We start from the raw sequence: 22,579 nt of genomic DNA, 5'->3' as shown, positions 1-22,579 counted from the left end.
AAATCGCGAGATCGAAAATTTCAGTATGGTGTGCGGGGCCGGGGCCTGCTTGACCGGGCGTCGGCACGTTTTGCCCGCGCATCCTGACCGGCCGTCCCGACCACGATGGAAACCGACACCCTCTCCGATGTGCTGCGCTCGGTACGCCTGCGCGGCGCCGTCTTCTACCAGATCAGCTTTCCCGCGGTCTGGGCGGTCGAGGCGCCGCCGATGCGCGAACTCGGCCGGCTGCTGTTCCCGGACGCCGAGCACGTGATGGAGTATCACGTGCTCGCCAAGGGCGCCGGCTGGGCCTGCGTGGCCGGCCTCGCGCCGGTGCGGCTGCGTCCCGGCGACGTCGTCATCCTGCCGCACGGCGACGGCCACGTGCTCTCGAACGACCCCGACCTGCAGCCGACGCGTATCGATCGCGACTGGATCGCCGCCACGCGCGACGCGCCCAAGCCGATCCCGATCGTGTTTCACTCGCAATACGAATTTTCCTGGGGCGAACACGCGACGCCGGGCGACACCGAACTGGTCTGCGGCTTTCTTTCCTGCGACCGTCACCCCTTCAATCCCCTGCTCGACGCCCTGCCGCGCCTGCTGCACCTGCCGGCATCGAACAGCGCCGCCGCCCACGCCGAACTCGCTCAACTGGCGCTGCGCGCCGACCGCGGCCAGCCGGGCGCGGCGGCCCTGCTCGAGCGCGCCAGCGAAACCATGTTCATCGACGCCCTGCGGCGCTACCTGGAGTGCCTGCCCGCCGGCAGCACCGGCTGGCTGGCCGGCCTGCGCGACCCTCAGATCGGGCGCGCACTGGCGCTGATCCACCGCGCCCCGGCCCGTCCCTGGACCATCGACGACCTGGCGCGCGCTTCAAATCTGTCGCGCTCGGTCTTCTGCGCGCGCTTCCTGCGCCTGCTCGGCCTGCCGCCGATGCAATACCTGGCGCGCTGGCGCATGGAAGCGGCTGCCGGCCTGCTGCGCGGCAGCCGGGCACCGGTGGCGTCGGTGGCGCTGGAGGTCGGCTACGAATCGGAAGCGGCCTTTGCCCGCGCCTTCAAACGCGAGACGGGAACCTCGCCGGCACGCTGGCGGCGCATGCAGCTGGCGGGTTGAGGGAGGGTGCGCGCGCAAAAATTATGGACGAGCCGGCACTTCATGCTAAAATTCGCCGCCTTGGCCTGGTAGCTCAGTTGGTAGAGCAGAGGATTGAAAATCCTTGTGTCGGTGGTTCGATTCCGCCCCGGGCCACCAAGAATTCAGTAGTACAGAAAAACGCCAACCCATGCAGGTTGGCGTTTTTGTTTGTGGATTCCACCGTCCTTGTGTCCGTCCCTCTCCGGACCGTCATCCCCCGCAAGAATGTCTAACGAACGCAGTCGTTGTGCCCGCTGCGGTAGGCTGGCGGCATACGCACGCCCGTGCGATGGGGAGAATCGATCATGCATTACATTCGTCGCGGCACCGGCAAGCCTTTGCTGTTGATTCATGGCCTCGGCGGCCATTGGCAGAGCTGGAACCCAATTCTGGCCGATCTCGCGACAAGGCGCGAAGTCATCGCGGTGGACCTGCCCGGCTTTGGCCAGACGCCGCGGCTGGCCGGCGAAACCTCGATCCGCACCCTGGCAAATGAGACCGCGGCCTTCCTCCATGCCCATGGCTTGAGCGGCATCGATGCAGTGGGTAGCTCGATGGGGGCGCGACTGGTGCTGGAGCTGGCGCGACGCGGTGGAATCGTCGGCGGCGTGGTAGCGCTCAATCCTGGCGGTTTCTGGCAGGGATGGGAGCGTCACGCGTTCTTCAGCTCGATCTACCTGTCGATCCGGTTGCTGCGGCTGCTGCGCCCGGTATTGCCGGCAGTCTGCGCCAACCCACTGGGTCGCGCTTTGTTGCTGGCACAATTTTCTGCGCGGCCGACCAAGCTGGCGCCGGACACCGTGAGCGACGAATTGTGCAGCTATGTGGCCTCGCCGGCTTTTGATGAACTGCTGGCCCAGCTCGCCTACGGTGAGGAGCAACAAGGGGCTCCGCGTAACAGCATCGTGCATCCGCTCGTCATTGGCTGGGGACGGCGTGACCGGGTCTGCTTTCCGCGTCAAGCCAGACGCGCGCTGGCCTTGTTCCCGGATGCTCAGCTCCACTGGTTCGATCGCTGTGGCCATTTTCCGCACTGGGATGCTCCGGCGGAAACCTCACGGCTGATCCTGAGCGCACTTGCCGGCGCGCGCGCCGATGCTGCAGTCGGGCGCTCGCACGCGGGCCATGGAGACCATCCAGAACAATCCTCCAGCCTGCATCTGCCGCAATTCACCGGCTGATGACCGGCATGCGACAGGCGCGGCGACAAACGGGCCAACGTGGGAAGATATGCGCTTCACGCCTACCACTCATTCAAGCAAAGGGAATCAATGACAGCTCACACTGAAACCGCCATCCTGGCCGGCGGCTGCTTCTGGGGCATGGAGCAATTGCTGCGGCGCATACCGGGCGTGCTTTCGACGCGCGTCGGCTACACCGGCGGCGACGTGCCCAACGCCACCTACCGCAACCATGGCACCCATGCGGAAGCACTGGAACTGGTGTTCGATCCGGGCCAGATCAGCTATCGCCAGATCCTCGAATTTTTCTTCCAGATCCATGATCCGACCACGGCGAACCGTCAGGGTAATGATCGGGGGATGAGCTATCGCTCCGGCATCTATTATCTCGACGATGCACAAAAGCGCATGGCCGAGCAGACCATCGCCGACGTCGACGCCTCCGGCCTCTGGCCCGGCAAGGCCGTCACCGAGATCGTCGCGGCGGGACCTTTCTGGGAGGCCGAGCCGGAACACCAGGATTATCTGGAACGCAATCCGAACGGATATACCTGCCATTTCATCCGGCCGGGCTGGAAGCTGCCCGTCCGCCAGGGAGCAGCGTCAGCAGAGGATTGAAAATCCTTGTGTCGGTGGTTCGATTCCGCCCCGGCCACCAGTAATTCAGTAGAGTCGTTCAAACTGCCAGCCCCGTCACTGTCGCCGGCATCGCCCCCACCGCAGCGCGCCGGAAGGTCGAGGGCGACACGCCGGTGTGCTCCTTGAAGAAACGGGAAAAATTGCTGGGCGCGGAGAATCCGAGGTCGAGTGCGACCGTGGTCAGGGATGCGCCCTGGCCGATCAGCCGGCGCATCGCCTCTTCGACCCGGACGGCGCTCCAGAACACCTGCGGACTCGTATTGAGCTGATCACGGAACAGCGTAAAGAAGTGCGCGCGCGACAGGCCGACCTGGTGCGCGATCTCGTCGAGTGCGATCTTGTCGCTGACATGCTCGCGCATCAGCGTGATCGCGCTGCGCAGGCGATGGTCGAGCAAGGGCGGCAGCAGGCGCCTGGGATCGGCCACGCGTCCGCGCGTGGTGGCGTCGATGGTGGCGCTGATCAGCTGCTCGACCAGGCCATTCAAGCCATCCTCGGGTTCGCGCGCCGACAGGATCAGGTCCAGCACCTGCCAGCAGGCCTGGCGCAAGCCGGCATCGATCGGAATGCGCGATGACGGGAAGACAAAGGGACGACCGGTCGCCCGCCGCAGTTCGTTCAGCCACTTCCGCGAAATCATGAACACCAGGAACACTGCCGGTCCCGTTCCATCCAGCCGCGTCATGTCGTGCGACTGATACGCATTCGTCGCGAGGCCCACATTTTCGTCGTAGCGGACCACCTCGGTGCCGACATTGGCCTGGGCCCGCGCGCCGCCGAGCCAGAACACGATCTGCGATTCGGAATGTGCGTGCGCCACCAGGTCGGTACACGTCTCCAGCACGATCGCCTGTCCAAACGTTCCTTCGTAGAACGCGTACGACTCTGCCATCTTGTCTCCCTTGCCAGCATTGCTGGTCATATTTATGCCCAAATTGTAATCCTGGCAGCGGGGCATATCAGACGTTCGAAAAAAAGATATCAGACGCATTGATAAGGGGTTGGACCCGGCGATAAGGCCAGCCATGGGTTGATAAGCGCGTCTGCCCGTTTGTTCCTAGACTCCGTCCACGGTCAGCGGTCCGAGCTTCAATCGGTCCCGACCGAATACCTGGAGGAATACATGCAAATCGCAACATATCAACTCGATGGACGCCGTTTCGTCGGGCTTGTTTCCGATGACCGCGAGCAGGTCACGCCGTTCGAACTTCCCGAAAACGCCGCGGCCGAAGGCGCCCTGGCGATCATCAAACTGCTGGCCGATGGCGGCGCGCTCCCCGCACCCACCGGGCAAGGGGTGCCGCTCGCATCGGTCCAGCTGCTGGCGCCGATCCCGGTACCTCGCCGCAACGTCTGGTGCGTGGGCCGCAACTACCACGCCCACGCAAAGGAATTGCAAACCTCGGTATTCAAGGACAACGACGCCAATCCGGAAGCCTGGCCGATCGTCTTTACCAAGGTGCCCGAATGCGTCGTCGGCCCCTTCGACAACATCATGCTGCCGGGGGCCGCGATCTCGGAGCAAATCGATTACGAGGCCGAACTGGCGGTCGTCATCGGCAAAGGCGGCAAGAACATCACCCGCGCCGACGCCATGGGGCATGTGTTCGGCTACACGGTGGTCAACGACGTCACCGCGCGCGACGTCCAGATGCGCCACCAGCAGTGGGACATGGGCAAGTCGTTCGACACCTTCTGCCCGATGGGTCCGTGGATCGTGACCGCCGACCAGCTCGACGGCACCCGGACCCGCGTGCGCTGCTGGGTCAACGGCGAGCTGCGCCAGGATGGTTCGACCGACAACCTGATCTTCGACATCCCGACCCTGATCGAGACGATTTCGCGCGGCATCACCTTGTACCCGGGGGACATCATCGCCACCGGCACCCCGGCGGGCGTCGGGCTGGGCATGAAGCCGCCGCGCTTCCTGGCTGCGGGCGACGTGGTACGGGTCGAGATCGACGGCATCGGCGCCATCGAAAACCAATTCATTTAAAAGGAAACCTCACATGACTACCGAAATTGTTGCAGGACTGACCGTTGAAGTCGAAGGCGAAGGCGCCGCCATCGTGTGCGTCCACGGCCTGGGCGGCTCGAGCAATACCTGGACCCCGGTGATGGCAGCGCTGCAAGGCCACCGCATCGTTCGCATCGACCTGCCGGGCAGCGGCCGCTCCCCAAGCGGCAGCGGCGAACTGAACATCGCCAGCATGGCCGACGCGGTCCAGGCCGTGTGCCGCGAGCTCGACATTACCAGGGCGACCTTCCTCGGCCACTCGATGGGCACCATCGTCTGCCAGCACATCGCGACGCACAACCCGGCGCTGGTCACCGGCCTGGCGCTGTTCGGCCCGCTCGTGTGCCCGCCTGACGCGGGACGCGCCGGCATCCTGGCGCGCGCCGACAAGGCCGCCACCGGCGGCGCGGCCGCGATGCAGGAAATCGCCGACGCCATCGTCGGCGCCGCGACCTCGAAGGAAACCAAGGCCCAGCAGCCGGCCGTGCTGGCGCTGGTGCGCGAGAGCGTGATGCGCCAGAGCCCCGAAGGCTACGGGCAAAGCTGCCGGGCGCTGGCGACGGCGCAGGCGGCAGCGATCGACGACATTTCGGTGCCGACCTTGCTGGTCACGGGAGACCAGGACGGTGTTGCGCCTGCGGCGAACGTGGCAACCATGGCGGAACGTATCAAGGGCAGCGAGATGGTGGTGCTGGAAGGCTGCGGCCACTGGACCACCTTCGAGCGTCCGCAGGAGTGCATGCAACAGCTGACGAAGTTCCTGAGTTCTTCAAAATAACCAGGCCTTGGGGGCCAGAGGAGACATACATGAAGAAGATTGCAATCACCAATGTCACGATTTTCGATGGCAGTGGCGACGACGTATTCAAAGGTGAAGTCCTCGTAGAAGGCAACCGGATCGTCGAAGTAGCGCATTTCCCGAACAAGGTGTCGGGCACCGCGGACCAGCTGATCGACGGCGGCGGCAAGTTCCTGATGCCGGGAATGACCGAAGCCCACACCCACTTTTCGTGGAACGACCAGCCAACGCTGTCGGCCATCCAGTTCATGCCGCCGGAAGAACACATCCTGTGGTGCGTCGACGTGGCCAGGCGCTACCTGGACATGGGCTGGACCTCGGCCATCGGCGCGGCCGCCGCCAAGCCGCGTCTCGATATCGTCCTGCGCAATGCCATCGCAGCAGGCCAGTGCGTCGGGCCGCGCTACCTGGCCGGCAGCCAGGAGATCGCCACCTTGGGCGGTCTCGGTGACAACACCCTGCCCCACCTGCCGTTCCAGGAACTGAGTTTCGGCCACATCGTGAGCGGTCCCGAGGAAGTGCGCAAGGCCGCGCGCATGTTCATCAAGTACGGCGTGGACCACCTCAAAATCAACCTGTCGGGCGAATACATAGCCGGCCTGTCGGCCGAGCTGTCACCCTTCTCGGACGAAGAAATCGCCATGCTGACGAGCGAGGCGAAGCGCAACGGCAAGCGCGTGGCGGCACACGCGCGCTCCGACGAGTCGGTACGCCAGTGCATCCGCCACGGCATCGACATCATCTTCCACGCCAGTTTCGCGAACGAGGAAACGCTGGACATGCTGGAGGCGAACAAGGAGCGGCACTTCGTGGCGCCCGCCATCGGGTGGCTGGTGCGCACCAGCTTCAACGCGTCGGAATTCGGCATCACGCCCGAGATCGCCCGGCAAATGGGCTACCCGCAGGAACTGGAAGCGGCAGCGGCCTCGCTGCGCCAGATGCACAAGCGCGGCATCCGCATCCTGCCGGGCGGCGACTACGGCTTTGCATGGATGCCGCACGGGACCAATGCCAACGACCTCCAGTATTTCGTGGACTACATCGGCATGACCCCGACCGAAGCGCTGGTCTCGGCAACCCGCCTGGGCGGCGAGATCATGATGCGGCCGCATGAACTGGGCCAGGTGCGTCCCGGTTTCCTTGCCGACCTGGTGCTGGTCGACGGCGACCCGCTGCAGGACCTGGGCATCCTGACCGAGCCGGCCAGGATCGCGCTGGTGATGCAGGACGGTGTGATCCGCAAAGGCTTGCACGACGCCAGCCCGCGCACAGCGGCCATTCACGTCCCGGCGAGCGAAAACCCGCTGCTCGACAAGGGCGTGCAGGAAGCCGTACCGGCCTGACCCCAGCCTGCTTTCGGCGCCCGCAGCGGTCCTGCTGCGGGCGCCTCCCTACCCGAATGAATACCGACAGCGCCCCTGCCGCGGCAGCGCTGGAGGCTGCTGGTCGACAATGGAGATGGAATGAATCTGAATAAACGTGTGATGCGCACTGCGCTGGCGCTTGCCGCACTGGCCGCAACCGGCACCGTGCTGGCGGCCGAATTCCAGGTGGCGAACCTGAACGCCCTGTACACGACCCGGTCCAGGGCCGATCCCGTGCTCGGCACCGGGACCGACGATGAGAAACTGAAGACTTACCAGTTCGAATATTTCGCAGGCTTCAAGTACGGCGATGTCTACGTCGATGCCGAGCTGTTCAACGGCGAAAACGTCGGCGGCGCCGGCGCCGGCTCCTTCGGCGGCAACAGCCCCAACCAGAGCCTGCTGGTCTTCAATCCACGCCTGAGCCTGGGGAAGATCAGCGGCCGCAACCTGGCCTTCGGCCCGATTGCCGACGTGTCGCTGATCGCACGCTACGAGCGCGCCAGTTACGCCGACTTCCGTTCCTGGAACCACGGCATCTCCTTCAACTTCAATGTGCCGGGCTTCGCTTACTTCGAGTCGGGCATCCTGCGCCGCAACACCAATTTCTACAAGGGCGAAACGCTGTGGCGCTCGGTCCTGATGTCGAAGCCCTTCGCGGGCGAGCGGCTTCGTTTCAACCTGCTGGCGCTGGTCAATGGAACGGGAGCGAATGGCACGGAAGTATTCCTGCGCCCGGAACTGCTGTGGGCGATCGACGCCAAAGGCAGCTTCCAGGCCGGCCTGCGCTACGAAATCCATCGCTACAAGATCGAGGGGCAGGACTATTCGCGCAACTCGCCCACCCTGATGGTGAAGTGGACGATGTAAGGATCGGCTGGTCGTTCGGCAACAACGCCACATGAACCGCGTCAGATCATTTCCAGCGGCATCTTTCGCTTCGGTGGCGGGAAGGCACGGTCCAGCGCGGACATGTCCTGCGGCGACAGCGCAATATCGAGCGCGGCGCGCAGCTGCCTGACGTGCTCCGGGGTGCCGGCCTTCGGCAGCGCGATCACCTGATCGCTGCGCAGCACCCAGCGCAAGGCGATCTGCGCAGGGGTGGCGGAATGGGATGCCGCCAGGCGCAGCAGCTCGGGTTCGCCGAGCAGGCGGCCCTGCTCGAGCGGGGAGTACGCCATGAGAGGGAGCTTGCGCTGCCCACACCAGGGCAGCAGGTCGAACTCGATGCCGCGCCGCGTCAGGTTATACAGCACCTGGTTGGCCGCCACCGCATCGCCTACAGCCAGGGCGGCCAGTTCCTCCATGTCCGCCGTGTCGAAATTGCTGACGCCCCAGGAACGGATCTTACCCGCGCGCAGCAGTCGATCGAAGCCCTCCAGCGTCTCTTCCAGGGGGACCCCGCCGCGCCAGTGCAGCAAGTACAGGTCGACGACATCGGTGCCCAGCCGGCGCAGGCTGTCCTCGCACGCGGCGACCGTTCCACGCCGCGTCGCGTGATGGGGAAGCACCTTGGTGACGATGAAGGCCTCGCTCCTGCGGCCGGCAAGCGCCTCGCCGACCAGTTCCTCGGCGGCGCCGTCGCCGTACATTTCGGCGGTGTCGATGACGGTCATTCCGTTGTCGATGGCGTAGCGTATCGCATCGCGTTCGTCCTGCCGGTTTGCCGGACGTTCGCCCATGTGCCAGGTGCCCAGGCCGAGCACCGGCACCTGCTCTCCGGAGGGAAATCGCGTATTGCGCATGATGGCTCCTGTCATGGCTGCTGTCCTGTGATGGCGCGCTTGCGCGGATGTTCGTGACGCTGCGGGGGGATGTTCAGGTATCTGAGACTGAGGAAAGCATAACAAACCACCGCAGCGGTCAGGCCAAGCAGGATATGGCCTGTTTCGGGCAACAGCAGGGAAAGCCCGGTCAACACGAAGACGACCAGGGTGTTGACGACCAGTTGGTGCCGCAGCTCGGGACGCTCCATGAAATAGGCGTACTGTTTGCCGATGAAAAAGCAGACCGCGCCGATGACCGACAGTACCCGGAAATCGGATACGGCCATGTCGTCCAGGATCGCGTGCCGGATCAGGCTGGCCAGGATCGACAGGCCGATGAAGACGAACAAGTGCGAGTAGAGGACCGAATGGCCGGTACTGAGCTTCTGTTCGGACAGCAGGTGAAAACTGTCGAAGTAAACCCACCAGATGCTCGATATCGTCACGAAGCCGGTGGCGGCGGTCAGCAGCTTCTCCGGCGTCCATCTGATGTCGGCCAGTCCCGTGGACAGGCTGGTGATGGACTCTCCCAGGATGATGATCGTGAGCAGGCCCACACGCTCGATCAGGTGCTCGGTATGCGCTGGAATGGCCTCGAGACGGCGCCGCAAGAAAAAGATGAACGCCCCCAGGTCGAACAGTATTCCCAGGTAAAACACGACATATCTCTCCGGCGCCGGGAACAGGACCGAAGCGAGGCTGATGGTGGCGCCGGCTACGATCACCCAGCCGACTGCCGTTGTGAGTGCGACGCTTTCCTTGTGCCGGTATTTCGACACGAAATACATCATGGCCACGATGTATTTCGAACCGGCGTAACAGGCGACGATCGCCTCGAAGCCGGCCGTGAATCGCTCGTCGATCAGGCCCGAGATGATGATCAACAGGAACATGATGAACAGGGTCGCCAGCCGATGCTTGCGGTCATCCGCATCGAACCGGTTGGCATACATCGTGTGGCTGGCCCACAGCCACCACAGGGGTATGAAAACCAGGACGAATTTCCAGAACTGGAGCGGGTCGAGGTGCCCCTCGTGCGTGTGGCTCAGGATATGCGTTACGTCATCGATCGTTACCACAAAAATCAGATCGAAGAAACACTCGAGCCAGGTGGCATGGCGATTGGGATCGAAATATTTTGTGTTGTGCATATTGGCTGAGTGTCGACTGTGCACCGGAACGCGTTCGGCCCATCCATGCTCTTGCGCGCTCTTGCGCGCCGCATGAGACGAGTCGATACTAGCAAAAAGCCGGCGGCCGAGCGCCGCACGATTGGCGGCAGTCGCGCGGCGCGCGGCGCGCGCGGCGTGCCCGGCCGAAACCGAGGAATTTAGCTACCCCACCTCCCGTCTTACAAGTTGCTGCTCTGACGCTATGCCTGAGCGCCTTCGAGCGACGACAACGCGACAATACGAAAGGCCGACCGGCCGCAGATGGCGGAGCGACAGCATGAAGACGGACAATGGATCAGCAAGCGGTGAACAGCCCGGCGCGGAGTTGCAGGCGATGTCGCGCAAGCTCCTGGGCACGCTGGAGGCCATGTCCGATGCGTTCTACACGCTGGACAAGGGATGGCGGTTCACCTACCTGAACGAAGCAGCCGAGCGGCTGCTGCGGCGGTCGCGCCACGAGTTGCTCGGCAAGGTGTTGTGGGAAGCCTACCCGGACCTGGTGGGTACGCATTTCGGGGCGCAATACGAGTTTGCGATGGCGCGCCGGCAGCCGGTCGCATTCGAGGAATACTATGCCCCGCTGCAGGCATGGAAGGACGTGCGCATCTTCCCGACGGAAGAAGGCCTGGCCACCTATACCACCGAAATCACAGGGCGCAAGCGGCTGCAGGAGATGGAGCGCGAGGCCGCCGAGCGGTTCAGGATGGTGGCGCGGGTGACCAGCGACATCATCTGGGACTGGGATGTCCCCAAGGGCCGCCTCTGGTGGAGCGAGGGCGTGGAGTCCGTGTTCGGCTACGACGCGGACGCCTTCAATGACGGCATCGACGACTGGACCTCGCGGATCGCGCCGGAGGACCGTGAGCGCGTCGTCAGCGGCTTGTATGCGGCAATGAATGGTGGGCGCGAAACCTGGGGCGCGGAATACCGCTTCCTGCGCGGGGACGGCGCTTACGTCAGCGTACGGGACCAGGGCGTGTTCAGGCGCAACGCCGAAGGTGCAACGCTCAACGTGATCGGTTCGATGCTCGACATCAGCGCGGAGAAGCAGGCCGAAGCCGAGCGCCGCGAAGCCGAAGCACGCAACCGGCTGCTGGCGTCGCTGCTGGACAATGCCCACGATGCGATCTCGGTTTCAGGCATCGATTTGCGCATCACCTACTGGAACCAGGGCGCCGAACGCCTGTTCGGCTGGACCGCCGCCGAGGTCATCGGCAAGACCAAGGGCGAACTCATGATGCTGGGCGAGGACGACCTGGAACGGGCGTATCACCAGGTCGTGCACAAGGGCGACTGGCGCGGCGAAATCTGCAAGCGGCGCAAGGACGGGCGCCGGGTGACGGTCGAATCGCACCTGACGCTCGTGCGCGGCGACGATGTCCAGCCGCCCCTGGTGCTGGAAATCGAAACCGACATCACGCAGCGCAAGCACGACGAGCATGCGATCCTCAGCCTCGCCTTTTTCGATCCCCTGACGCGCTTGCCGAACCGGCGCCTGCTGCTGGACCGGCTGCGGCACGCGGTCGCGGCAACCAGGCGCGACGGCCATGGCGGCGCCCTGCTCTTCATCGACCTGGATAACTTCAAGACCCTCAACGATACGCTCGGGCACGACAAGGGCGACCTGCTGCTGCAGCAGGTCGCGCGGCGCCTCGAAGCGCGGGTGCCGCGCGGCAGCGACACCGTGGCGCGGCACGGCGGGGACGAATTCGTCATCGTGCTGGAGTACCTGAGCGCGGACCAGGAAGAGGCGGCAGCCCAGGCCGAACTCGTCGCAGAAAAATTGCTCGGCGCATTCAATGAGCCGTTCCAGCTGGACGGGCACCAGCACTATGCGACGCCCAGCATCGGCGTGGCCCTGTTCGACAAGGACATCAAGGACATCGACGAACTGCTCAAGCGCGCAGACCTGGCGATGTACCAGGCCAAGGCGGCCGGCCGCAACACGATCCGCTTCTTCGACCTGCACATGCAGACGGTGATCAATGCGCGTGTCGCGCTGGAGGCCGATCTGCGCCGCAGCCTGCAAACCCACGGATTCGCCCTGCATTACCAGCGCCAGACCGACAGCAGCGGCTACACCATGGGCGCCGAGGCGCTGCTGCGCTGGCAGCGCCCGGGGAGCCAGCCGGTGTCGCCATCCGTGTTCATTCCGCTCGCCGAAGAGACCGGGCTGATCGTGCAGCTGGGCGAGTGGGTCCTGGAAGCGGCATGCCGCCAGCTGGTGGCCTGGGCCAGCCGCCCGGAAACCGCGCACCTGACGATGGCGATCAATGTGAGCGCGCGCCAGTTCCGCCAGCCGGCCTTCGTGGACCTGGTACTGCGGGTCATCGAGCGCACCGGCGCGGACCCGCGGCGGATCAAGCTCGAGCTGACCGAGAGCCTGCTGGTCGCGAACGTCGAGAATACGATCGACACCATGCACGCGCTCAAGGAGAAAGGGATCGGGTTCGCGCTCGACGATTTCGGCACAGGGTATTCCTCGCTCGCCTACCTGAAGCGCCTGCCGCTCGACCAGCTGAAAATCGACCAGTCTTTCGTGCGCGACGTGCTCACCGATCCGAACGACGCCGCGATCGCGCGCACGATCCTCGGGCTGGGCCGCACCCTGGGACTGGACGTGATCGCGGAAGGCGTCGAAACGGCGGACCAGCGCAACTTTCTTGCCATGCACGGATGCAGTGCGTTCCAGGGTTACCTGTTCGGACGGCCGGTGGCGGCGGAGCAGTTCTGATCCGTTCGAAGCCGTGACCGGGCATCGCCGGCGGGCCGCCGGCGAACCATCATCGGCTCCCCGCGCTCACGCCGTGCCGGAGAAGGGCAGCATCAGCGGCTCGCGCAGCCGGATAATCTGGCGCACTTCGTCGTCCTGGATCACTTCCATGCTGGCCAGTCCGGTGGCGCCGTGATCGAGCCAGACTTCGCGCGGCTTGGGGATCAGGTGATCGAGGCCCTCGACGAGAATTTCGATGAGATCGTCCTTGGGGTCGTAGCTAATGCCCAGCAATTGAATCCACTCCTGCTCGATCTGGTCGCCGATATCGAGCCCGATCACCTCGATCTCGACCTGCTTCCCGACCAGCAGCGATTTCGACATCTGGTCGAAAGTTTTCTGCCATGCCGCTTTATCCAGTTTTGCTGTAGCCATGATGTTTGCCTCTGCCTCTCACTGATCCGCACCGGTACCGCCGGCACAAGGAAACTCCCACCTTGGTCCGGTACCCGGTCGTTAGTTTGCGTTAATCAAGGTGCTTAATCCTGTGTGGTGCGCATCGGGGGATCGGCATGCAGCCGGCCATGATGCTTCGTTCAAGGCTGGGATGCCGCCAGCTGCGGCAGGATCTCCTGGCCGATTTCTTCGAGCACGTCGCCGGCCTTGCGCGCGCCGTACTTGAAGTTCAGGATGACGTGATTGACCCCAATCGAGCGTACCGCCTCGAGAAAGCGCAGGATAAAGTGCCGGCCGCCGCGAAAGCCCAGGTGGATCGGCGTGGGCGCAGCGTCGGGATCGTCGCTCAGGTCGACATAGAACGATTGCACGAAGGGCTTGAAGACGCCGGGTGCCGCAATTCCCACCGCGGCGCGCCAGTGCGCCGCCACCTCGGCCTGGCGCTGGAGTCCGCGCGGGTAGGTGATCCACCCGTCCGCATGTTTCGCGATCCAGTCCAGCGGCTGCCCGCTGTGACCGGTAACGAGCATGGGCACGGGAGTCATCGGCTTGGGGATGAGATCGGCAGTCCCGGCCAGCGTGCCGTGGGACGACTGGAGTGTCGGGAACTGCTCGGCGAGGACCGTGCGCACGACGCGCAGGTTGTCGCGGAACAGGGCGGAACGCTGTTCGAAATCGACGCCGAAGGCTGGAAACTCGACCGGCCGGTCGCCGGAGGCAATGCCGAGGACCAGGCGGTTGCCCGAAAGCCGGTCCACCGATGCCACGCCCTTGGCGGTATGCAAGGGGTGGCGCAGGGTCAGGACCAGGGCGCCGGTGGCCAGCGCGATCTCGCTGGTCTGCGCCGCGATCCAGCCGAGATAGACCCACGGATCGTAGACCTGGCCCACGTCGCCGAAGCTGGGGTCGCGCAGCGGCACGTCGCGGCACCACAGCGCGGCGTATCCGAGTTCTTCGGCCCGGCGCGCCAGGCCTTCCTGGCCGAGCATCGTCGGCTGGTCGCCGGAGAACGCCTCGATCGGGAAGAACACGCCGAGCGTCAGCCGATCCGGCGCAAACATGCGTTGAAAGCCCCTGGAATCGCCTGGCCTGGCCGTCCGGTTCGGTGTCAGCATGTCTGCCATGATCTCACCCCGCAGGTTGAATCGGTCTAAGATATCGTCGTTCCGCGGCGAGTGCAAGCGCGCCCTGAACCGAACGGCGTCCCGATTGCCGTGGCAGAAGTAGTGTCGTATCTTGTAGATCCAGGGCTCATCAGCCGCCCCTTTATTCCACGCACCCGGGAGATCAGCATGTTCACTGCAATCGTGCTCAACAAGAACGATGACGGCAGCACCACTGCCCAGCTTGCCCAGCTCGACGACGCGCAGTTGCCAGCCGATGGCGATGTGACCGTTCGCGTCGACTATTCGACAATCAACTACAAGGACGGCCTGGCCATCACCGGCAAGGCGCCTGTCGTGCGCAGCTGGCCGATGGTGCCCGGCATCGATGGCGCGGGCGAGGTCATTGCGTCGTCGCATCCGGACTGGAAGGAAGGCGACGCATTCATCCTGAACGGCTGGGGTGTCGGCGAAGCGCACTGGGGTTGCCTGGCGCAGCGTGCGAAACTGAAAGGCGGGTGGCTGATCCCACGGCCGCCGGGCATGTCGGCCAGGACCGCGATGGCAATCGGAACGGCGGGCTACACCGCGATGTTGTGCGTGACGGCCCTGCAGGAGCAAGGCGTCGACAGGAACAGCGGCGAGATCCTGGTGACCGGCGCATCGGGCGGCGTCGGCAGCATTGCGATTGCGCTCCTCGCCAGCCAGGGCTACCGCGTGGTCGCGTCCACCGGCAAGCTGGCCGAGGCCGATTACCTCAAGACCCTCGGCGCGGTCGAGGTCATCGATCGCGCCGCACTGTCCGCTCCCGGCAAACCGCTGCAGAAGGAACGCTGGGCCGGGGTCGTCGATTCCGTCGGCTCGCACACGCTGGCCAATGCGGTCGCACAGACCCGTTACGGCGGCACCGTCACGGCATGCGGACTGGCCCAGGGGATGGATTTCCCGGCGTCGGTTGCGCCATTCATCCTGCGCAGCGTCAGGCTGATCGGCATCGACAGTGTGATGGCGCCCCTGCCGAAACGCGTGGCAGCATGGGAGCGGCTGGCGAACGAACTGGACGCGAACAAACTGGCGACGATTACGCAGGAAATCGGATTGGCGCAGGCAATTGCCCTTGCCCCGGACCTGCTCGCCGGGAAGCTACGTGGCCGGCTGGTGGTGAACGTCAATGCCTGAGTAAAGCACCTGGGCTGCGGGGTCCGGCGCCGCTCACGTCTGGCTCGACTTTCTCCCGCAGGGCAGCCTTACCTCTTCTGGTATTCGAACGGCGGCATGGCCTTCAGCGCATCCTTCGTCGCCCCAGGCAAGGTCAGCTGTTTATTCTGGAGCTTCAACTGCTCCGTCGGGATGGCAACGTCCCGTTTGCCGATGCCCAGGAAGCCACCGACGCCGATAATCGCGAACGTGGCTGCGGGCGTGTTGCCCGCCTTGCCTGGAGAAATGATCAGGTCGTCGATCTTGCCGATCTTATCGTTCTTGTCGTTGACCACTGTCTTGCCGAACAGGTCGTGCTTGGCACTCCACCCGACGACAATCGCTTCCATCTCGACCACGGTAACCCCCAGGGGCGCCCGGCCAGCCACTGGCGCGGCGGGGGCCTGCGCGGTCGACTGCGCCGATGCAAGGTCCCCCCAGAGGGGAAAAGCCGACATCGTTAAGACTGCGATAAACCGTTTCATGACGCCTCCTTTATCAGTGCGCCCGCGGCCGTGGGGCGTGCTGCCCCCTCGACGGGTGTGGAGCACGCACCTGCGCGGCAAAACGCAGTGCGTCGATCAGCGATTCGTCGTCGAAGCCGCCTTCATACGGTTCGCCGTTGATGAAAAAGCTGGGCGTGCCCGCCGCGCCGCTGCGCACGGCGCCCATGAAGTCCTCTTTCACCTTGGACAGGAAGCGGTGGGACACCACATCGTCGGTGAAACGCTGCATGTCGAGCCCGAGGCGTTGCCCGAGCCGCGTCAGCAGCGCTGGACTGAGCAGGTCCTGGTTCTCGTAGATCAAGTCGTGCATGGGCCAGAACTTGCCTTGCGCGTCCGCCGCCTCGGCCGCCTCGGCCGCCGCTTGCGCCATCGGGTGGACCTGGGTCAGCGGCATGTGGCGGAACACGAAACGCATGTCCTCACCCATCGTCGCCAACACGTTCTTCAAATAAAAATGCGCCGCCCTGCAGTGCGGGCACTGGAAATCGCCATACTCGACCAGTGTCACCGGCGCATCCGCCGGTCCCAGCACGTGGTCGGTTTCATCGATCTGCTTTGTCAGACTCATGATCTGCTCCCATCCATTTCTTCCAGCACCTTGAGGATACCGTCGGCGCCCGGATTGATGCCGATCGGCGAAACATACGCCCAGCGAATCACGCCTTCCTCATCGATGACGAACAAGGCCCGTTCGCTGACACCTTCCCTGGTCCGATAGACGCTGTAGTCGCGTGCGACCGCGCCCTTGGGCTCGAAGTCGGACAGCAGCGCAAGTTTGTAGCCGCGGTGCTCGCGAAAGGCGGCATGGGACCAGGCGCCGTCCACTGAAATGCCGATGCAGATCGCCCTGTGTTTGGCGAACTCATCGCGCAGCTCGTTGTAGAGTGCCAGCTGGTCGCCGCAGACCGGGCTCCAGTCAGCCGGATAGAACGCGAGAATCACTCGCTGGCCACGAAACTCCGAGAGCTTGATCCGCTGGTCGGGCGTGGAATTGAGTTCGAACTCCGGGGCGCGTGCGCCCGCCTTCAATGCTTCCATGCCAGCTCCCTGTGCGCTTGAAAAAAACCTGTAACCCGTAGGACGGAACGTGGGGGGCTAAGTTCCACGTTGTTTCATTCTAGTCCGCGGGCGCCGGAATAACAGGTGCCAGGCACGCGCGCGGAAAATCAGCAATCGCCGCTTGCTATTGGCAGGCCCGCGTCTAAGCTGGATAAATTGTCCCGCGGGTACCGCCTGCGGATTTTGCCGACGTACCGCCGGGCCTGGCCTTGCGCCGTTTGCGGAGCAAGCTGTTTCAGGCGGACTCAAAGGAGCAGACTATGAAAGCTGTCGTCTATCGAGGTCCCCAGCAGGTCGCAGTCGAAAACGTGCCGGATCCGAAAATCGAACGTCCCACGGACGCCATCGTCAAAATTACCAGTACCAACATCTGCGGCTCCGACCTCCACATGTACGAAGGCCGGACCGATTTCGAACAGGGCCGTGTCTTCGGCCACGAAAACCTCGGTGTGGTCCAGGAAGTGGGACCGGCGGTCGAGCGGCTCAAGCCCGGCGACTGGGTGTGCCTGCCCTTCAACATCAGTTGTGGCCACTGCAAGAACTGCGAGCGCGGCCTGACCGCCTACTGCCTGCGCGCGAATGAACCGGGCATGGCCGGCGGCGCCTTCGGCTTTGCCGACATGGGGCCATGGCAGGGTGGCCAGGCCGAATACCTGCGGGTGCCCTGGGCCGACTTCATGGCCCTGAAGCTGCCGCCGGACGCTGCGGAGAGGCAAGTCGACTACGTGATGTGCGCCGACATCTTCCCGACCGGCTGGCACGCGACCGAACTGGCCGGCATGAAGCCCGGCGATGCGGTGGTCATCTACGGTTCCGGGCCGGTGGGCCTGATGGCCGCGCACTCGGCGATGATCAAGGGAGCCTGCAGCGTGATGGTGGTCGACTGCCATCCCGACCGGCTCAAGCTGGCCAAGTCGATCGGCGCGATCCCGATCGATTATTCGAAGGAAGACCCGGTGCAGCGCGTCATGGACCTGACCCACGGAAAGGGTGCGGACGCCGGTTGCGAATGCGTCGGCTACCAGTGCCACGATCCCTCGCCGCACCGCCACGAGCGCCCCAACCTGACGATGAACAACCTGGTTGCGTCAGTCAAGTTCACGGGCGGGATCGGGGTGGTCGGCGTGTTCATTCCGCAGGACCCGAATGCATCGGACGAACTCGAGAAAAAGGGACAGATCGCGTTCGACTGGGGCATGTGCTGGTTCAAGGGACAGCGCATCGCCACCGGCCAGTGCAACGTCAAGGCCTACAACCGGCAGTTGCGCGACCTCATCCACGCCGGCCGGGCCAAGCCGTCGTTCATCGTGTCCCACGAGCTGAAACTGGACCAGGCGCCTGACGCCTACCAGCACTTCGACGTGCGCGACCACGGTTGGACCAAGGTGGTCCTGCACCCCGGATCCTAGCAGTGCAGATGGAACATCCTGGTGCCGGCGAATCGATTCCCGTCGACCAGGAACAGCGTCAGACGAAACGCCGACCCATGCCGGTTGGCGTTTCGTTGCGGGACCGGCAGATCGGCATCCGACGCCCTATCCTTCATACACCAGGATCGCGGCGGCCAGGTCTTCGAGCGCTGTGCCGACCGACTTGAAGACGGTCCGCACGCCCCCATCCTCCCTGCCCGCCTGCCCGCGGCAAATCGATTCCAGTGTCCCCGCGACATCTTCCGCGGCAAATACGCCACGTGACATGGGCCCCAGCAAATCTCCCGATTTCTGCAAGGCCTCCACGGTGTCGACATACAGGCGGCTGCCCGTAAAGCAGGCGTCGTCCGCTTCGCGCATCGCCGGCGTGAAGCCGCCGATCAGGTCGAGATGGCTGCCGCGCGCGAGCCACTCGCCGCGGATGATGGGTTCCGTCGCCAGCGTCGCGCAGGACACGATGTCGGCCATGCGGACCGCCTGCGCGAGGTCGGTGCCGGCGCGCACGCTGCATCCTTCCAGACTCAACTCACCGGCCAGGCGGCGTGCCGCTTCCGGGTTGCGGCTCCAGACCGTGACCTCCTCGATCGGCAGCACGGCCTGGTAGGCCTCCGGAAGCAGGCTGGCAACGCGGCCGGAACCGGCAACGACCAGGCGCCGTGCGTCGGGCCGCGCCAAGTGGCGCGCCGCCAGCGCGGAAGCGGCCGCGGTGCGGCGCGAGGTGATTTCGTTGCCGTCCATTTGCGCCAGGGGCTCGCCGGTCGCGGCGCTGTACAGGATATAGGTGGAATACAGGCCGGGCCGGCCGCGCGCGGCATTGCCGGGGAAGATGTTGACGGTTTTGATGCCCATGTAATCGCCATGCCAGGCCGGCATGATGAGCACGGTCCCCTCCGCCCCCTTGCCGTCGCCGACCGCATGCACGTGCCGGGGCGGCACCTGGCATCCGCTCACGAACATGCGTGCGATCGCGTCGATCAGGGCGTTAAACGGCAGTGCCTGCCGGGTGGCGGCACGATCGATCATTTTCATTGGGCAGTCGCCTTGTGTGAGTTCGCCTGGCGGCGAGGGTAGCACGACCGCTGGTGAACAATACAGGGTTCAGGCCGACAAGCGTATCTCCAGCCGCTCGATCACCTGCTGCACATCCTGCGCGGGCACCGGCGGACTGAAGTAGTATCCCTGGCCGATGTGGCAGCCGTGCGCCAGCAGCCAGTTCATCTGCTCGCGCGTCTCCACCCCTTCCGCCACGATCGTCATCCTGAGCGCAATCCCCATCGCGACAATCGCCTGGGTCAGCTTTTCCGCGTTCGCGTCCTGCAACATGCTGCGAGTAAACGACTGGTCGATCTTGAGGCATTGCAGCGGCAATTGGCGCAGGTAACTGAGCGAGGAAAAACCGGTGCCGAAATCGTCCAGCGCGGTGGAAATGCCGGTCTCGTTCAGCGCGCGTAACACGCTCTGCGTCTCGTCGAGCTGGCGCATGAAGCAGGACTCGGTCACCTCGATTTCCAGGGCGCTCGCCGGCACCTTGTACTCGTCGAGCAGCTCGGTGAGGTAGGCCACCAGGTTCGGCGACAGGATATCGGCGATCGACAGGTTGATCGCGATCGGCAGGCGGGCCAGGCCCTGGCTGCGCAGACGGGCCAGTTCCGCGATCGCACTGCGCATGACCCAACGGTCGATGCGGATGATCTGGTCGCTGTGTTCGGCAATCGGAATGAAGGCGCTGGGGCTGTTCTGGCCCCGGGTTGGGTGGTTCCAGCGCACCAGTGCCTCGAGGCCGACCACTTTACGGCTGATGAGGTCGACCTTCGGCTGGAACACCAGGGATAGTTGATTGCGTTCGACCGCCTCGTCCAGGTCACGTTCGAGCAGGTAGTATTCGCGCTGGTCGGCCGCCATCGCCAGCTCGAACACGATGCTGCGACAGCGGCCCAGGGATTTGGCCTGGTACAGCGCCAGGTCGGCGTGGCGCAGCAATTCGCTGACTGTGCGGCCGTGGCCGGGCGGAATCGCGATACCCACCGAAATCCCGAGGCGAAATTGTTGTCCCTTGATGTCAAACGGGCCGGAAACGGCCCCGTGCAGGCGCTCGGCAAAGGTGAGCGCCGTGGCCGCGCTCGGGTGCGGGATCTGCAGCAGCAGCATGAATTCATCGCCGCCCAGGCGTGCCAGCAAGTCATTTTCCCGCATCACCGCTTTCAGGCGCAGACTCAGTTGCTGCAGTACCAGATCGCCCGTTTCATGGCCGTAGGTGTCGTTGATCTTTTTAAAATGGTCGAGGTCGAGCAGCATCAGCGCGGTGTTGTATTGGCCGTCGTCCAGGCGCCGCGCTACCTCGTCCTCCATGGCGCGGCGGTTGTACAGCCCGGTCAGATGGTCATGGTGGGCGCGCCAGTGCAGGGTTTCCTGCATCTTGCGGTTCACCTGCAGTTTGTTGACCTCGCTGAGGATGCGCAGCAGGTTTTGCAGCGCCTCCCCATCCGCCTGCAGCCACGGATCGGAATGTCCCTTCACCGACTGCTGCCAGACGGCGAAGGAGCGGCGCGGCTCGAGGCGGATGCGGCCATTCGGAAGGGCCACGACGTCCTTGACCGGCTCGCCGCCCCAGCGCACCTGCTGCACCACTTCTTCGCGCGTCAGGAAGCAAAAGATGATGTCCTCGTCATGGCGTTGCGCCAGCAGCAGGCCGGCTGCGTCCGGCAAATACAGCAGCGAGCGTTTCCTGGAAGTCAGCAGGTCGTCCCAGATGAAGACCTGGGGGCGCGGGTCTTGCAGATCGAGACGCGCGCCGACCTCGTCGAGGATCTGGTGCGTGGCGCCCTGGCGCCTGGCCGGTCCGCCGATAAAGGCAAGCGTACCGATCTGCACGCCCAGGCTGCTGGCATCAAATGCCGGCAACAGCTCGGGCAGCCAGAGTTCGAGCTCGTTGGTGATGTCGCCATCCTGGAGCAGGGCCTGATGGAACTGGTTCAGCAAGTGGTCCAGCGTCAGGCGGTGGCGCACCGTTTCCAGGTGGGACAAGGCCTCGATGCGCATGTTGGCGATTTCCGCCAGCAGTTCGGCGATCTGGCGCATGTTTTCGCGGATCTGGTACGGGGGCGTGCGCGGCTGGTGATGGTGGCAGGCGATCAGCCCCCACAGCTTGCCGTCGCAGACGATGGACAAGGTCATCGTGGCGCGCACGCCCATGTTGCGCAGATACACGAGGTGTACATCGGACAGGCCGCGCAGGATGCAGTGGCTCTGGTCGAGTAACTCGCCGGTCGGCAGGCGCGGCGGAACCAGCCCATCCATCGGCGCTTCGACATCGGCCAGCAGCCGCAATTTATTGGTGAGATACAGGGTGCGCGCCTGGCTGGGAATGTCGGAGGCGGGAAAGCGCAAGCCCAGGTATTTTTGCTGGTACTCCTTCGACGTGTGCTCGGCCACGACTTCACCGCAGCCATCGGGCATGAACCGGTAAATCATCACCCGGTCGAAGGCGCTGACTTCCTGGATCACTTTGACGCAGGCGCGAAAGAAGGCGTCGAGTCCCTCGGCGCGGCGCAGACGGGCGATCACTTCGCCAAAGCCGGCGAAGATCTGGTTTTGCCGGCGCTGCTCGTCGCCGTTACCGTTCGCCGGCAGCCATTCGAGCACCGCGAACTGCCCCCAGCGGTGACCGAGGCATTCCCAGTGCAGGGCCGCAGGCTGCTCCGGCAGATCTGCCTGTTCGAACCGGGGGCGCCAGGGCAAGGCGACGAGATGCGCGGCGGACAGGGCGTCGATGTCGAGCGCGTCGCTGCCGTCCACGGCCGCGACGCAATCGGACAGCGGCCGCGAGATCAGCGCAGCGGCATCCTGCAAGCCTGGCCAATGCTTCACGATCCCCGTGGAGACCTGGACAATGCAGCGACTCGCCAGGTCCACCACCATCACGAACCCGTAGGACTGGACAGTGCCCAGCAGATGGATCGCCTCCAGGGCACAGGTATTCTCCAGTTCCGCCGGAATGGTGTGGTCATGCGCACCCGGGCTCATGCTCATCAACTCCTGTCATGGAATGTCGACCG

Annotated in this window: 19 protein-coding genes, 2 tRNA genes and 1 pseudogene; 12 read left to right on the top strand and 10 right to left on the bottom strand. The window is 64.4% G+C overall.

The genetic code is table 11. The features are described from left to right. Window positions 1–105: 105 nt before the first annotated feature. The 5 genes and pseudogenes from ACI48I_RS22295 (at window position 106) to ACI48I_RS22275 (ending at window position 2,961) form a co-directional block, all read left to right on the top strand. Complete coding sequence (locus tag ACI48I_RS22295; RefSeq protein WP_193687288.1) at window positions 106–1,101, top strand: AraC family transcriptional regulator; 996 nt, start codon at window positions 106–108, stop codon at window positions 1,099–1,101. Window positions 1,102–1,163: 62 nt separating this feature from the next. Beyond that, window positions 1,164–1,239, top strand: a tRNA-Phe gene (locus tag ACI48I_RS22290). Window positions 1,240–1,427: 188 nt separating this feature from the next. After that, a complete protein-coding gene (locus ACI48I_RS22285; protein ID WP_193687289.1) occupies window positions 1,428–2,303 on the top strand; it encodes an alpha/beta fold hydrolase in 876 nt (291 codons plus the stop codon). Window positions 2,304–2,393: 90 nt separating this feature from the next. Continuing rightward, window positions 2,394–2,894, top strand: a pseudogene (gene msrA, locus ACI48I_RS22280) (peptide-methionine (S)-S-oxide reductase MsrA); the annotation flags it as partial. Beyond that, window positions 2,869–2,961 (top strand) — tRNA-Phe (locus ACI48I_RS22275). The pseudogene msrA and the gene ACI48I_RS22275, both read left to right, overlap by 26 nt. An 18-nt stretch (window positions 2,962–2,979) precedes the next feature. On the opposite strand, the gene ACI48I_RS22270 is transcribed toward ACI48I_RS22275, so the two are convergent. Beyond that, complete coding sequence (locus ACI48I_RS22270) at window positions 2,980–3,834, bottom strand: helix-turn-helix domain-containing protein (RefSeq protein WP_193687290.1); 855 nt, start codon at window positions 3,832–3,834, stop codon at window positions 2,980–2,982. A 231-nt stretch (window positions 3,835–4,065) separates the two neighbouring features. On the opposite strand from ACI48I_RS22270, the gene ACI48I_RS22265 reads away from it, so the two are divergent. From ACI48I_RS22265 to ACI48I_RS22250, 4 genes are all read left to right on the top strand, one after another. Continuing rightward, entirely contained in the window at window positions 4,066–4,938 is an 873-nt protein-coding gene (locus tag ACI48I_RS22265) for a fumarylacetoacetate hydrolase family protein (RefSeq protein ID WP_498575438.1), read from the top strand. A gap of 13 nt (window positions 4,939–4,951) precedes the next feature. Continuing rightward, the gene (locus ACI48I_RS22260; RefSeq protein ID WP_498575437.1) at window positions 4,952–5,737 is read left to right on the top strand and encodes an alpha/beta fold hydrolase; all 786 of its coding nucleotides are present in this window, start codon (window positions 4,952–4,954) and stop codon (window positions 5,735–5,737) included. 29 nt (window positions 5,738–5,766) lie between these two features. Further along, window positions 5,767–7,101, top strand: a complete 1,335-nt coding sequence (locus ACI48I_RS22255; protein WP_498575436.1) for a metal-dependent hydrolase family protein — start codon at window positions 5,767–5,769, stop codon at window positions 7,099–7,101. A 120-nt stretch (window positions 7,102–7,221) separates the two neighbouring features. Continuing rightward, window positions 7,222–7,992, top strand: a complete 771-nt coding sequence (locus ACI48I_RS22250) for a hypothetical protein (RefSeq protein ID WP_498575435.1) — start codon at window positions 7,222–7,224, stop codon at window positions 7,990–7,992. A gap of 41 nt (window positions 7,993–8,033) precedes the next feature. Here the strand turns inward: ACI48I_RS22250 and ACI48I_RS22245 are convergent, their stop codons facing one another. Continuing rightward, window positions 8,034–8,867, bottom strand: coding sequence for an aldo/keto reductase (locus ACI48I_RS22245; protein ID WP_498575434.1), 834 nt, complete (start codon window positions 8,865–8,867; stop codon window positions 8,034–8,036). A gap of 11 nt (window positions 8,868–8,878) precedes the next feature. Further along, window positions 8,879–10,063: a low temperature requirement protein A gene (locus tag ACI48I_RS22240; RefSeq protein WP_498575433.1), complete on the bottom strand. Its 1,185-nt coding sequence runs from the start codon at window positions 10,061–10,063 to the stop codon at window positions 8,879–8,881. Between the two features lie 274 nt (window positions 10,064–10,337). Between ACI48I_RS22240 and ACI48I_RS22235 the strand changes: the two genes are divergently transcribed. Further along, the gene (locus tag ACI48I_RS22235; RefSeq protein WP_498575432.1) at window positions 10,338–12,794 is read left to right on the top strand and encodes a sensor domain-containing protein; all 2,457 of its coding nucleotides are present in this window, start codon (window positions 10,338–10,340) and stop codon (window positions 12,792–12,794) included. 66 nt (window positions 12,795–12,860) lie between these two features. On the opposite strand, the gene ACI48I_RS22230 is transcribed toward ACI48I_RS22235, so the two are convergent. Next, entirely contained in the window at window positions 12,861–13,208 is a 348-nt protein-coding gene (locus ACI48I_RS22230) for a DUF5335 domain-containing protein (RefSeq protein WP_193687298.1), read from the bottom strand. Between the two features lie 161 nt (window positions 13,209–13,369). After that, window positions 13,370–14,290, bottom strand: a complete 921-nt coding sequence (locus tag ACI48I_RS22225; RefSeq protein ID WP_229515005.1) for an LLM class oxidoreductase — start codon at window positions 14,288–14,290, stop codon at window positions 13,370–13,372. 231 nt (window positions 14,291–14,521) lie between these two features. On the opposite strand from ACI48I_RS22225, the gene acuI reads away from it, so the two are divergent. Continuing rightward, window positions 14,522–15,511, top strand: a complete 990-nt coding sequence (gene acuI, locus ACI48I_RS22220; protein ID WP_498575431.1) for an acrylyl-CoA reductase (NADPH) — start codon at window positions 14,522–14,524, stop codon at window positions 15,509–15,511. 68 nt (window positions 15,512–15,579) lie between these two features. Here the strand turns inward: acuI and ACI48I_RS22215 are convergent, their stop codons facing one another. Genes ACI48I_RS22215 through ACI48I_RS22205 form a run of 3 tightly spaced genes read right to left on the bottom strand, consistent with a single transcriptional unit; the run spans window position 15,580 to window position 17,073 of the window. Beyond that, a complete protein-coding gene (locus ACI48I_RS22215) occupies window positions 15,580–16,014 on the bottom strand; it encodes a PRC-barrel domain-containing protein (protein WP_498575430.1) in 435 nt (144 codons plus the stop codon). Window positions 16,015–16,027: 13 nt separating this feature from the next. Beyond that, window positions 16,028–16,603: a DsbA family protein gene (locus ACI48I_RS22210; protein WP_193687300.1), complete on the bottom strand. Its 576-nt coding sequence runs from the start codon at window positions 16,601–16,603 to the stop codon at window positions 16,028–16,030. Continuing rightward, window positions 16,600–17,073 carry a redoxin domain-containing protein gene (locus ACI48I_RS22205; protein WP_193687301.1) on the bottom strand — a complete coding sequence of 158 codons (474 nt, stop codon included), beginning with the start codon at window positions 17,071–17,073 and terminating at the stop codon, window positions 16,600–16,602. The genes ACI48I_RS22210 and ACI48I_RS22205 overlap by 4 nt, the downstream gene beginning before the upstream one ends. A 281-nt stretch (window positions 17,074–17,354) precedes the next feature. Between ACI48I_RS22205 and ACI48I_RS22200 the strand changes: the two genes are divergently transcribed. Next, window positions 17,355–18,503, top strand: a complete 1,149-nt coding sequence (locus tag ACI48I_RS22200; protein WP_498575429.1) for a glutathione-independent formaldehyde dehydrogenase — start codon at window positions 17,355–17,357, stop codon at window positions 18,501–18,503. A 126-nt stretch (window positions 18,504–18,629) separates the two neighbouring features. On the opposite strand, the gene lhpI is transcribed toward ACI48I_RS22200, so the two are convergent. Next, entirely contained in the window at window positions 18,630–19,553 is a 924-nt protein-coding gene (gene lhpI / locus ACI48I_RS22195) for a bifunctional Delta(1)-pyrroline-2-carboxylate/Delta(1)-piperideine-2-carboxylate reductase (protein ID WP_498575428.1), read from the bottom strand. Window positions 19,554–19,622: 69 nt separating this feature from the next. Next, window positions 19,623–22,553 carry a bifunctional diguanylate cyclase/phosphodiesterase gene (locus tag ACI48I_RS22190; protein ID WP_498575427.1) on the bottom strand — a complete coding sequence of 977 codons (2,931 nt, stop codon included), beginning with the start codon at window positions 22,551–22,553 and terminating at the stop codon, window positions 19,623–19,625. Window positions 22,554–22,579 lie beyond the last annotated feature (26 nt).

It is taken from the genome of Massilia sp. LXY-5 (assembly GCF_059801075.1).
This window is presented reverse-complemented; position numbering and strand designations above follow the sequence as displayed.

What these genes read in the sequence shown, in the direction of transcription:
- ACI48I_RS22230 (WP_193687298.1), bottom strand. Translation starts at nt 13,208, where the DNA reads ATGGCTACAGCAAAACTGGATAAAGCGGCATGGCAGAAAACTTTCGAC.
- acuI (WP_498575431.1), top strand. Translation starts at nt 14,522, where the DNA reads ATGTTCACTGCAATCGTGCTCAACAAGAACGATGACGGCAGCACCACT.
- ACI48I_RS22260 (WP_498575437.1), top strand. Translation starts at nt 4,952, where the DNA reads ATGACTACCGAAATTGTTGCAGGACTGACCGTTGAAGTCGAAGGCGAA.
- ACI48I_RS22215 (WP_498575430.1), bottom strand. Translation starts at nt 16,014, where the DNA reads ATGAAACGGTTTATCGCAGTCTTAACGATGTCGGCTTTTCCCCTCTGG.
- ACI48I_RS22265 (WP_498575438.1), top strand. Translation starts at nt 4,066, where the DNA reads ATGCAAATCGCAACATATCAACTCGATGGACGCCGTTTCGTCGGGCTT.
- ACI48I_RS22295 (WP_193687288.1), top strand. Translation starts at nt 106, where the DNA reads ATGGAAACCGACACCCTCTCCGATGTGCTGCGCTCGGTACGCCTGCGC.
- ACI48I_RS22210 (WP_193687300.1), bottom strand. Translation starts at nt 16,603, where the DNA reads ATGAGTCTGACAAAGCAGATCGATGAAACCGACCACGTGCTGGGACCG.
- ACI48I_RS22190 (WP_498575427.1), bottom strand. Translation starts at nt 22,553, where the DNA reads ATGAGCATGAGCCCGGGTGCGCATGACCACACCATTCCGGCGGAACTG.
- ACI48I_RS22250 (WP_498575435.1), top strand. Translation starts at nt 7,222, where the DNA reads ATGAATCTGAATAAACGTGTGATGCGCACTGCGCTGGCGCTTGCCGCA.
- ACI48I_RS22235 (WP_498575432.1), top strand. Translation starts at nt 10,338, where the DNA reads ATGAAGACGGACAATGGATCAGCAAGCGGTGAACAGCCCGGCGCGGAG.
- ACI48I_RS22245 (WP_498575434.1), bottom strand. Translation starts at nt 8,867, where the DNA reads ATGCGCAATACGCGATTTCCCTCCGGAGAGCAGGTGCCGGTGCTCGGC.
- ACI48I_RS22200 (WP_498575429.1), top strand. Translation starts at nt 17,355, where the DNA reads ATGAAAGCTGTCGTCTATCGAGGTCCCCAGCAGGTCGCAGTCGAAAAC.
- ACI48I_RS22285 (WP_193687289.1), top strand. Translation starts at nt 1,428, where the DNA reads ATGCATTACATTCGTCGCGGCACCGGCAAGCCTTTGCTGTTGATTCAT.
- ACI48I_RS22205 (WP_193687301.1), bottom strand. Translation starts at nt 17,073, where the DNA reads ATGGAAGCATTGAAGGCGGGCGCACGCGCCCCGGAGTTCGAACTCAAT.
- ACI48I_RS22225 (WP_229515005.1), bottom strand. Translation starts at nt 14,290, where the DNA reads ATGTTTGCGCCGGATCGGCTGACGCTCGGCGTGTTCTTCCCGATCGAG.
- ACI48I_RS22270 (WP_193687290.1), bottom strand. Translation starts at nt 3,834, where the DNA reads ATGGCAGAGTCGTACGCGTTCTACGAAGGAACGTTTGGACAGGCGATC.
- ACI48I_RS22255 (WP_498575436.1), top strand. Translation starts at nt 5,767, where the DNA reads ATGAAGAAGATTGCAATCACCAATGTCACGATTTTCGATGGCAGTGGC.
- lhpI (WP_498575428.1), bottom strand. Translation starts at nt 19,553, where the DNA reads ATGAAAATGATCGATCGTGCCGCCACCCGGCAGGCACTGCCGTTTAAC.